Source organism: Erythrobacter sp. AP23 (assembly GCF_001542855.1).
Classification (GTDB): Bacteria; Pseudomonadota; Alphaproteobacteria; order Sphingomonadales; family Sphingomonadaceae; genus Qipengyuania.
This window is the reverse complement of record NZ_LNBY01000015.1, coordinates 162,329-172,167: the sequence shown is the minus strand read 5'-3', so window position 1 is coordinate 172,167 and position 9,839 is coordinate 162,329. Positions and strand designations below refer to the sequence as shown.

Here is a 9,839-nt window from a genome sequence, read left to right as displayed (position 1 = left end):
CGTGCAGCCACCTGCTTGCCGTTGCGCGGCGAGCGGCTTAAGCCGTCGCAAGCATAAGGTCGCATAAGATAAGAACTGCTGAGGAGCCTGCCCGTGCTGACGGATATCGATTCCGCCAACAATCTGGTCGAACTTTTTCTGAAACGCGCCGGGGAGAAAGGTGACCGCCCATTCCTCGGCGCCAAGATCGACGGCAGCTGGCAAACGATCAGCTGGAACGAAGCGGCGGAACGGGTGTGCCTGCTTGCCGAAAACCTGCGCTCGCTGGGGCTCAAGGAAGGTGACCGGGTATGCCTGGTATCGGAAAACCGGCCCGAATGGTGCATCGCCGATCTCGCGATCATGGCGGCAGGCTGCATTACCGTGCCTGCCTACGTCACCAATACCGAACGCGACCACGTCCATATTCTCGACAATTCGGGCGCCAAGGCGGTCATCGTCTCTACCGAAAAGCTACTGCGGCCGCTGCACGGCGCGTTGCAGGCTTCGGGCGTAGCGGAGCATGTCATCGGTATCGACGATCTGCATCGCCAGCAATCGGGAAGCTTTACCTTTCACAACTGGGACAAGGTTCTCGAGGGGGATGCGGCTGCCGCGCGCGCGGCAGTCGAGCAACGCATTGCCGGGATCGGGCGCGGCGATACCGCCTGCATCATCTACACCAGCGGTACCGGTGGAGCACCGCGGGGCGTGCTGCAGCACCATGGCGCAATCCTGTGCAATGTCGCCGGTGCAGCGGAAATCCTGATCGAGGATTTCGGCATTGCCGACGACGAACGCTTCCTCTCCTTCCTCCCGCTGAGCCATGCCTATGAACACACCGGCGGGCAATTCCTGCCAATCAGCGTGGGTGCGCAGATCTACTATTCCGAAGGGCTCGAAAAGCTCGCCAGCAATATCGAGGAAACGCGGCCGACCATCATGGTCGTCGTCCCGCGGCTGTTCGAGGTGCTGCGCACGCGGATCATGAAGCAGGTGCAAAAGCAGGGCGGCCTGGCGGAAAAGCTGATGAACACCGCGCTCGAAGTGGGTGAGCGCCGCGCTGCCGGCGAGCCGAAATTCGGCGACGGACTCAAGGACTTCGCCGTGGGGCGCCTGTTGAAGCCCAAGATCCGCCAACGCTTCGGAGGAAGGATCAAGGCGATGGTGTCGGGCGGCGCGCCGCTCAACCCCGATGTCGGCATCTTCTTCGAATCGATGGGTCTGACCATGCTGCAGGGCTACGGCCAGACCGAAGCCGGCCCGGTGATCAGCTGCAACCGCCCCACCGCCGGTATTGCCATGCATTCGGTCGGCCCGGCCATGCGCGGGGTGGATATCAAGATCGCCGAGGACGGCGAGATCCTCGTCCGCGGCGAGCTTGTGATGCACGGCTATTGGCAGAACGAGAGCGAGACCGCGCGCACGATCAAGGACGGCTGGCTGCATACCGGCGATATCGGCCACCTCGACGATAAGGGCCGGATCGTCATCACCGACCGCAAGAAGGACATGATCGTAAACGACAAGGGCGACAACATCGCCCCGCAAAAGGTCGAGGGCATGCTGACGCTGCAGCCCGAAATCGGTCAGGCGATGGTGGCTGGCGACAAGAAACCCTATATCGTCGGCCTCATCGTGCCCGATGCCGAATGGACGCTCGAATGGTGCCGCGAACAGGGCAAGCAGTTCGATTGCAAGAAGGTCCAGGAACTACCCGAATTCCGCAACGCCATCCGCGCCGCGGTCGACCGGGTGAACAAGGATCTTTCGGTGGTCGAGAAGGTCCGCCAGTTCACCTTCGCCGACGAGCCCTTCACTATCGAGAACGAGGAAATGACCCCCTCGATGAAAATCCGCCGCCACAAGATCAAGGGCCGCTACGGCGAGCGGCTCGATGGACTGTACCGTAGCTAATGCTGGAAGAGCTCCTGGTTTTGGTGGTCGTCTTCGGCACCTGCGTGCTTCTTGTGGACCAAATCCGGCGATTGATCGCCCATGTTTCTTTGAACCGCACGCTCCGTGAAGCGCTGAAGCAGGCGCCGGAGCATGTTCCCGCGCTTCTCGATAAGGTTGAACAACGCCCACTCTTTCCCTTGGCCCTTGGAGGGTGGGTTTTCCTTGCTGGCGCGGCAGCCATAGGTGGGCTTATGCTCGTGTATGGCGAGGCAGATGAAAGTGAGCTCTGGACGGTTTGCGCTGGGCTTGGACTTATTGGCGTCGCCCTGCTCGCCTGGTCTCGCTACAACGCGCGGCGAACCAGCGCGCTTGTGGACTCCATGGACTAGGCCGCCACTTCCTCGATAAACTCGGGGTAGAAGCTCGGAGCGCGGTCGCTCCAGCCGGGGGCGGTTGCGGCAGCTTCGCTGAGCGACTGGAGCAGCATCTTGCGGCGTTCCGGCCGAATTTGCGGCAGGGCGGCAGCGGCGCAGAAGGCGCTGGGAAGCCACGGGCGGACATCGGCGGAGATCAGGCGCTCGTAGAGGAAGCGGAAAGCGGAAAAGCTGTCGATGCGTTCCTGCGCAAGGTCGAAGGCGGCGACGCGGGTAAGCTTGCCGACGAAGCCTTCGACGCTGTCGAAGCCCGATTGTTCGGGGATCGACTGGCGCAGCGCTTTCAGTTCCTGATAGGCGACATACTGGCTGCGGATCGCGGCGTTTTCGCTCGCGTTACGCCCCCAGATGCGAAAGGCATCGCAGCGGCCGAGACCGATATCGAGGCTGCGGCGGATATAGCGCTGCTCGGCGGCGGTCAGTCCGGCGAACTCGCGCATTTCGGCGATAGTGATCGATGCGGTACCCGTTACGGCCATGATCGGCACTCCCTAGCTACGACGCCGAGTGTCACCGAATATGGTTAACAAGCGGTAAGCCGGGGCAAGGCTCACCATGTCGCACCGGTCTTCGTTCCGTTCGGACTGTCGTATGGAGAACGGACGAGAGGTGGCGATATGAAGACCCGGCCGATCACCCCGCCCAATCTCGCCGGCCCTTACGCTGCGCCCTCCCGACCGTCAGATGAGGCCCGCCAGCGGGCTGCTCGGATCGGCATATTTGCGCGTGGCCATGCGCCCCGCAAGATAGGCATCGCGTCCAGCCTCTACCGCCAGTTTCATCGCGCGCGCCATGCGGATCGGATCCTTAGCCTCGGCAATGGCGGTGTTCATCAGCACGCCGTCGCAGCCCAGCTCCATCGCCACTGCCGCATCGCTGGCGGTGCCCACGCCGGCATCGACCAGCACCGGAACGTTTGCACCCTCCTTGATCAGACGAATAGTCACGCGGTTCTGAATGCCCAGACCCGAACCGATCGGCGCGCCCAGCGGCATGACCGCAACTGCGCCCGCATCCTCGAGTTGCTTGGCGGCGATCGGATCGTCGACGCAATAGACCATCGGCAGGAAGCCTTCCCTGGCCAAAGTCTCGGTCGCGGTGAGCGTTTCGCGCATGTCGGGATAGAGCGTCTTCGCTTCGCCCAGCACCTCGAGCTTCACGAGGTCCCATCCGCCCGCCTCACGCGCCAACCGGAGCGTCCGGATCGCATCTTCGGCCGTGAAGCAGCCGGCGGTGTTGGGCAGGTAGGTGACCTTCTTGGGATCGATGTAGTCGGTCAGCATCGGGGCCTTGGGATCGCTGACATTGACCCGGCGTACCGCAACGGTAACGATCTCCGCTCCAGACGCCTCGAGCGCGGCGGCGTTCTGCTCGAAATCCTTGTACTTGCCGGTGCCGACGATCAGGCGGCTCTTGAAGCTACGCCCTGCCACCGACCAGCTGTCCTCATCCTGCCCGCCACCGACGAAATGGACGATCTCGAGCGTATCGCCTTCCGATACCCGATGTTCGGCCAGTTCGCTGCGCGGCGCAATGGTACCATTGTGCTCGACCGCGACCTTGGCGGGATCGAGATCGAGTTCGCGAACGAGTTCGGCAACGGTGGTGGCGGCAGTGCGGCGGCTTTCGCCGTTTACGGTGAGGACAATCATGCCGCCCGACTTAGTCGCCGCAGCGCTCCTTGCAAGCGGCGGAATGCACATGGCGCAGGTTGAGGATGTGCCCGAGCGAGACGAGCGCAACACCGATGATGGTGAGGACCGCCTCCTTATAGCCGTGCGGCACCGCCAAGGCACCACCCATGAAGGTGAGCCCCGTCATGGCAATCACGAAAGGTGTCGCCATGCGGTGGCGCAGCGCACCCCAACCGATCGCGACCGCTGCGATCAGCGTCGCCAGAACAAGGCCGAACCGATGGATTTCGGGTGAAAGGAAGAGTTCGCCGCCGATCCCAAGGCCCGATACGAGCACGATCGAGAGCAGGCAGTGCACAGCGCATGCGCCCGACAGGAATATCCCCGCACGGTCGAGCCTCCGACGAATCGGCGAGATGGGGCGTTGCAACATGACATCGCAGTTATGTTATGGTGTATCCTCTTTCAAGCGAAACCGTGAAATGCCTTATGTTCGATTCGATTGCAGCAAGCGGTCCGCTGCTTGCTGCATTTGCACTTGCGTTGCGCATTTGCGGCAACCAGAGACAGGCGCATGTCTGAAAATAGCAAGCAGGCGCGGCCGATCGCCCTGGCCAATTGGCTCTATTTCGTCGCCGCAATGGTCCTCCTGATGGTTGCCGTGGGCGGGATCACCCGCCTCACCGAGAGCGGCCTCTCGATTACTGAATGGAAACCGATCACAGGTGCCATCCCGCCACTTTCCGAAAGCGCGTGGCAGGCCGAGTTCGAACTCTACAAGGCAACGGGCGAATATCAGAACGTGACCGGGCCCGCCGGGATGGACCTGGCGGCCTTCAAGTTCATCTTCTTCTGGGAATGGTTTCACCGACTGCTCGGCCGGCTCATCGGCCTCGCATTTGCCGTGCCGCTGGCATGGTTCTGGATCAAAGGCGCCATTCCGGCCGGATACAAGTGGCGCCTGCTCGCGCTGCTGGCGCTCGGCGGACTGCAGGGAGTGTTCGGCTGGTTCATGGTGCGCAGCGGCCTGTCGAGCACCATGACCGACGTGAGCCATTTCTGGTTGTCGATTCACCTGCTTACTGCGCTGTTCACGCTCGGCGGCCTGGTCTGGACCGCGTTGGACCTCAGGCAGCTGGCCAATGCGAAGAGCGCACCGGCACGCTGGACGGCTACGGCCGGTTGGGTCGGGGCGATCCTTTTCATCCAGCTCTTGCTGGGTGCATGGGTAGCCGGGCTAAACGCAGGGCTCGCATCCGATACCTGGCCGCTGATGCAAGGCCGCTTCGTTCCCGAGTTCGATCAGTCGCTCGGATTTCTCTGGGCGCTGACCCACGATCCATACCTGCTCCACTTCCTGCATCGCTGGTGGGCATGGATCGCGGTGATAGCGCTGGTGGTGATGGCGCGGCAGGTGAAACCGCATGTGCGCATGGCATCGATTGCGATCCACTCGGCGTTCGGGACGCAGATTATCCTCGGCATCGCGACCGTATGGACCGGTGTGGCGCTGTGGGTCGCAGTTGCGCACCAGATCGTCGGCGCCCTGCTGGTGGCGAGCTTCGCCTGGGGCGCGCACATACTGGGCCGCCGGCTATGACCGCGCTGATCTATTGCCCCTTTCCGGACGCGGAAAGCGCCGGGAGAGTCGGGCGCGCTCTCATCGAGGAGGGCCTTGTCGCCTGCATCAATATCGGTGCGCCGATACGCTCGATCTTCGCGTGGGATGGCCGGATGGACGAGGGCGAAGAAATCCCCTGCCTGCTGAAGACCTCCAGCGAAGCGCTCGATCGCGCGGTCGCCCGTCTCGAAACCTTGCACCCTTATGAAGCGCCCGCAATAATGGGTTGGCATTGCGATGCTGCGGGGGCGGCAACGAGAGAATGGCTTGGCGCACTTTAGCGCCTAGGACGGGGGAACCATGACAGCAAGCGGTCGCCGGGGCGCGCTCAAATACATGGGCGCGATCGTCGTATTGCCAACCTTGGCCCTTGCGGGACCTGTCGGGGCGACCGGGCGAATCGTCATCCCGGCGCGACAGTTCATCCTGCGACGCGAGCTCGAACGCGGACTGGCGGGCGGCGCCAGCCTGATCGTCACACGCGAGTGGAAAGGGCAGTTCGAGGCCGGTCCGCGCGGTACGCGGGTTACCGGCGAGCAGATCGCCTCGACGGTTGCCGCACCCGATCATCTCGAACCTATCGCCGCAATCGAACGCGAGCGGCGCGATGCGGGCCCCTTCCCGGCCTTGCTCGATAGTGCCGGTCGCCTGATCGGCAGCCGGACACAGCAGGCGGAAGGCAAGGCAGCCGCGGTCCGAACGGCAATTGCGATACTCGAACAAGCGGGCAAGTCCGCAAAGGATCTGCGGCAGGCAAAGCAGTTTCTTTCGCGGCTCGCCGAGTCGGCGGGGGCGTTCATCAGCGCCGTTCCGGCGGACCTGTTCTTTCCGGTGGTGGGTGAAGCACATGACGTCCGGACGCTGGAGCTACCGGGCGGGATGGTTGGCGAGGTATCGGTCTGGCTCGCCTCCCGGTCGGGAGCCGGCGGATTGCTCGATCTGTTCGAACGCCGGATCACGACGCGAATCGGCGAAGACAGCCGGCTTTCACGCGAAACCTGGCGCCTGAGGCTTGCCTGAAAGGGGTGGGGTTATATTTTACCCCATTCAGAGGGCGCGGAAATGCTTGACTGGCGAGCATTTCGACGCCATTTGCCGCGCGCTTCGCGGGTCCGTTTGCACGGATTCGCCGATTGGCGCCGACGCTACGCAAGGGCACGGCACAAACACTAGGAACGGAAACCAGCCATGAAGGCTCTTACGAAGACCACCCGGTCGATCAAGCCGGCCGAGGTCGAAAAGAAGTGGCACATCATCGACGCCGATGGTCTCGTCGTCGGTCGTCTCGCCGCCATCATCGCCAACCACCTGCGCGGCAAGCACAAGCCGAGCTACACCCCGCACGTCGATTGCGGCGACCATGTCGTCGTCATCAACGCCGACAAGGTGAAGTTCACCGGCAAGAAGCTGAACGACAAGGTGTATTACAAGCACACCGGCCACCCGGGCGGCATCAAGGAAACCACTCCGGCCAAGGTGCTCGAAGGCAAGTTCCCCGAGCGCGTCCTGGAAAAGGCCGTCGAGCGTATGATCCCGCGCGGCCCTCTCGGCCGTGCGCAGATGCGCGCCCTCCACGTATTCGCCGGCACCGAGCACCCCTATGACGGCCAGAAGCCCGAAAAGCTCGACGTTGCCTCGATGAACCGCAAGAACAAGGTTGTCGCGTAATGGCCCCCGAATCGCCGAACGAAACCAAGAACGAAACCGTCTCGGATCTCGCCGATCTGAAGGACATCGCCGGTGACGCGCCTCAGGGCGATGCTGCCGATATCGCAGCCACCGCCGAAGTGCCCCTGCGCGAGCAGGAGCTGGACAAGGAAGGCCGCGCCTACGCCACCGGTCGCCGCAAGGACGCCACCGCTCGCGTCTGGCTCAAGCCGGGCAGCGGCAAGGTCACCGTCAACGGCAAGGACCAGGAAGTCTATTTCGCGCGTCCGACGCTGCGCCTGATCATCGACCAGCCCTTCACGATTACCGATCGCCAGGGCCAGTACGACGTCGTCGCTACGGTCCGCGGCGGCGGCCTTTCAGGCCAGGCCGGTGCGGTCAAGCACGGTATCTCGCAGGCTCTCGCCAAGTACGAGCCGACCCTGCGCAGCACGGTCAAGGCCGCAGGCTTCCTGACCCGCGACAGCCGCGTGGTCGAGCGTAAGAAGTACGGCCGCGCCAAGGCACGCCGCAGCTTCCAGTTCTCGAAGCGTTAAGGCTTACCCGATCATCCGATCACCGAGGGGGCGGTTCCGCGAGGAGCCGCCCTTTCTGTTTGCGGCGTCTTAACGCTGCAGTAGCATAATGCCCCAGGCCAACGCCGTTCCCGCAAAGAACAGCGGCCACGACCACCAGAAGTCGACTTGGTAGATTTCGGCGCGAAAGATCGCGAGCTGGCCACCCGCCGATCCTTGAGAGCCGATCGTCAGCGCCACCACAAATGTAAGAATAGCGCCCAAGGGCGCCGCTTTGACAAGTTCCACCGCATTGCCCCCTGTCAGCAACGTGCCGAACCAGCAGATAGCGACAGCAAGTTTCCGAACCCGTGCCGAGCGGACTTAGCCGATCTGGTTAATGGACCGGGGGATCCACGCGGGGCACTTGCCGGACCGGAGCGACCGGCTCGCCCTCGCTGCGGGGCGGCAGCGCGTTTTCCGGAACGTCGTCGATCTGCATGTCCGGTGTGTCGACATGCTGGAGGTTGCGCACATCCACAGTCAATTTCGTGCCATCCCATTCGATTTCGTTGAAGCTCGGCGGCGTGGAGCGAGTGCGCTGGGAAAGGGTTCCGGCGCCGATCATCCGAACCGGTCCTTCTTCGGTCTCCTCCATAATGTCGAACGCGTCATGGACATGGCCGGAAAGGACAGCTTCGACATTGCGCTTGGCCAATTCCCGCAACGCCTTCCCACCATGTTTCGTCAATGCGGTTCCCTGAGTCCCGACTTCGCGCAAGGGGTGATGCACCGCGACCAGCGCGCGTGTATCCCTGGGCAATGCATCGAGGGCCGCCAGGCAGCGCTCGAGCGCGCGACTGCTGACCCAGCCCTTCGACCAATTGAGCCTGGGCTGCATCCGGACCGCGGTCTTGAGCGGCACAATCGCCAGTGCGCCGAGATCGAGTTCCCTTTCTACTTTCTCCTGCATGCCGCGAAACCGCTTATAGGGCGCCAAAAACCGCTCGATCGGATTGAAATACGGCATGTCGTGATTGCCGACTTCAACCGTGACCGGCGCATCCAGCGAATTGATCCACTCGGTTGCCGCCGCGAATTCGCGGTGCCGCGCGCGCATGGTCAGGTCGCCGGTAATCGCCACTGCGGCCGGACGCTTCTCGACGATTTGCTGTTTCACCCAATCGAGCGCGCGATTGTTCTCGAGCCCGAAGTGGATGTCGGAGAGGTGGAAAATCCGGCGAAGTTCAGAAGCCATGGGCAGTCGCTAGCAGGTCGACGGGGCATTCAGCTACCGTGAATTCGGCGCGCGATCCGAGCTGGGCCGGCTCACCATCGATTAGGACGGGCAATCGCTCGCCCGCGCAGTTTTCGATGACCAATCGGTCGAGCAGGCCAAGCCGCTCGTGCGGGCCCTCGCGAAACCTGCGCCGCAGGACCGCCCAGCTTTGCTGCAGGAATTCTCCCGCGCTCTCGAGACGGAAGCCATCCGCCTGCATCCCACGATGGCTCGGGGTCAGCTCGATGAGGGGGTAGCCTTCCTCGTGGCCGATGGGTGGATCGATCATTCGCACGCGCGAGCCGCTGGTGGTCTCGGCCAATGCTTCTCCCGCTCCCTTCGCCAGGCCCGCGACGTCGAAATCGCGCATCGCTTCACGCACCTCGGCCCAAGCCGTGCCGGGTCCAACCAGCAGACCGGCATGGGCGCGGCCCGCCTCGCAGCATGCCATCATCGGGCGGACGGGTCGGAACGCGCCCCGGGCAACGCGGTCGAGAATCTCCTCGCATCCTGTATCGGAGCCGTGGAGCCGTGCGCTCAAGAGGTTCATCGTTCCACCAGGCAGGACGAGCAATTGACCTTCCCACCCCGACACCGCCTCGATTACCGCATTGAGGCTGCCGTCACCGGTAAAAACGACCAAGCGAGCGACGTCCCCTTCCTGAAGGCGGGCGGAGGTGGGGAGCTCTTCCGCAGGAAATTCGAACGTCCGTTCGGGTGAAAGGTCGCGCGCGGCGAGCGAACGCAAGAGCGAGTCGCGCGCGGCATCGCTGTTCCCGCCGCTGCGCGAATTGACGACCAGCCATGAGCGCAGCGAACCCATGCCAACCA

General features: G+C 63.2%; 13 protein-coding genes. 7 read left to right on the top strand and 6 right to left on the bottom strand.

Annotation, left to right across the window (positions count from 1 at the left end; translation table 11 throughout):
* Positions 1-93 precede the first annotated feature (93 nt).
* Complete coding sequence (locus ASS64_RS07615; RefSeq protein WP_067692198.1) at positions 94-1,896, top strand: long-chain fatty acid--CoA ligase; 1,803 nt, start codon at positions 94-96, stop codon at positions 1,894-1,896.
* Positions 1,896-2,267: a PrgI family protein gene (locus tag ASS64_RS07610; RefSeq protein WP_067692196.1), complete on the top strand. Its 372-nt coding sequence runs from the start codon at positions 1,896-1,898 to the stop codon at positions 2,265-2,267. Before ASS64_RS07615 ends, ASS64_RS07610 begins: the two co-directional genes overlap by 1 nt.
* Here ASS64_RS07610 and ASS64_RS07605 read toward each other — a convergent pair.
* The 3 genes from ASS64_RS07605 to ASS64_RS07595 all read right to left on the bottom strand — a co-directional run bounded on the left by ASS64_RS07605 (position 2,264) and on the right by ASS64_RS07595 (position 4,379).
* Complete coding sequence (locus ASS64_RS07605) at positions 2,264-2,791, bottom strand: hypothetical protein (RefSeq protein ID WP_067693073.1); 528 nt, start codon at positions 2,789-2,791, stop codon at positions 2,264-2,266. The two genes, ASS64_RS07610 and ASS64_RS07605, sit on opposite strands and share 4 nt — an antisense overlap.
* A 201-nt stretch (positions 2,792-2,992) precedes the next feature.
* The gene (gene thiS, locus ASS64_RS07600) at positions 2,993-3,964 is read right to left on the bottom strand and encodes a sulfur carrier protein ThiS (RefSeq protein ID WP_083508235.1); all 972 of its coding nucleotides are present in this window, start codon (positions 3,962-3,964) and stop codon (positions 2,993-2,995) included.
* Between the two features lie 10 nt (positions 3,965-3,974).
* Entirely contained in the window at positions 3,975-4,379 is a 405-nt protein-coding gene (locus tag ASS64_RS07595) for a MerC domain-containing protein (protein ID WP_067692194.1), read from the bottom strand.
* Between the two features lie 141 nt (positions 4,380-4,520).
* Here ASS64_RS07595 and ASS64_RS07590 point away from each other — a divergent pair, with 141 nt between their 5' ends.
* From ASS64_RS07590 to rpsI, 5 genes are all read left to right on the top strand, one after another.
* Entirely contained in the window at positions 4,521-5,546 is a 1,026-nt protein-coding gene (locus tag ASS64_RS07590) for a COX15/CtaA family protein (RefSeq protein WP_067692192.1), read from the top strand.
* On the top strand, positions 5,543-5,848 hold the full coding sequence (gene cutA, locus ASS64_RS07585; RefSeq protein ID WP_067692189.1) for a divalent-cation tolerance protein CutA: 306 nt from the start codon (positions 5,543-5,545) through the stop codon (positions 5,846-5,848). The genes ASS64_RS07590 and cutA overlap by 4 nt, the downstream gene beginning before the upstream one ends.
* Before the next feature lie 19 nt (positions 5,849-5,867).
* Complete coding sequence (locus tag ASS64_RS07580) at positions 5,868-6,587, top strand: hypothetical protein (protein ID WP_067692186.1); 720 nt, start codon at positions 5,868-5,870, stop codon at positions 6,585-6,587.
* Positions 6,588-6,755: 168 nt separating this feature from the next.
* Positions 6,756-7,235 carry a 50S ribosomal protein L13 gene (rplM, locus tag ASS64_RS07575; RefSeq protein ID WP_067692183.1) on the top strand — a complete coding sequence of 160 codons (480 nt, stop codon included), beginning with the start codon at positions 6,756-6,758 and terminating at the stop codon, positions 7,233-7,235.
* Entirely contained in the window at positions 7,235-7,771 is a 537-nt protein-coding gene (gene rpsI / locus ASS64_RS07570) for a 30S ribosomal protein S9 (RefSeq protein WP_083508234.1), read from the top strand. Before rplM ends, rpsI begins: the two co-directional genes overlap by 1 nt.
* A 69-nt stretch (positions 7,772-7,840) precedes the next feature.
* Here the strand turns inward: rpsI and ASS64_RS07565 are convergent, their stop codons facing one another.
* From ASS64_RS07565 to ASS64_RS07555, 3 genes are all read right to left on the bottom strand, one after another.
* The gene (locus ASS64_RS07565; protein WP_067693065.1) at positions 7,841-8,038 is read right to left on the bottom strand and encodes a hypothetical protein; all 198 of its coding nucleotides are present in this window, start codon (positions 8,036-8,038) and stop codon (positions 7,841-7,843) included.
* Between the two features lie 88 nt (positions 8,039-8,126).
* On the bottom strand, positions 8,127-8,987 hold the full coding sequence (locus ASS64_RS07560; RefSeq protein ID WP_067692180.1) for a metallophosphoesterase: 861 nt from the start codon (positions 8,985-8,987) through the stop codon (positions 8,127-8,129).
* Positions 8,977-9,831 carry a diacylglycerol kinase family protein gene (locus ASS64_RS07555; protein WP_067692177.1) on the bottom strand — a complete coding sequence of 285 codons (855 nt, stop codon included), beginning with the start codon at positions 9,829-9,831 and terminating at the stop codon, positions 8,977-8,979. The genes ASS64_RS07560 and ASS64_RS07555 overlap by 11 nt, the downstream gene beginning before the upstream one ends.
* Between the last annotated feature and the right edge of the window lie 8 nt (positions 9,832-9,839).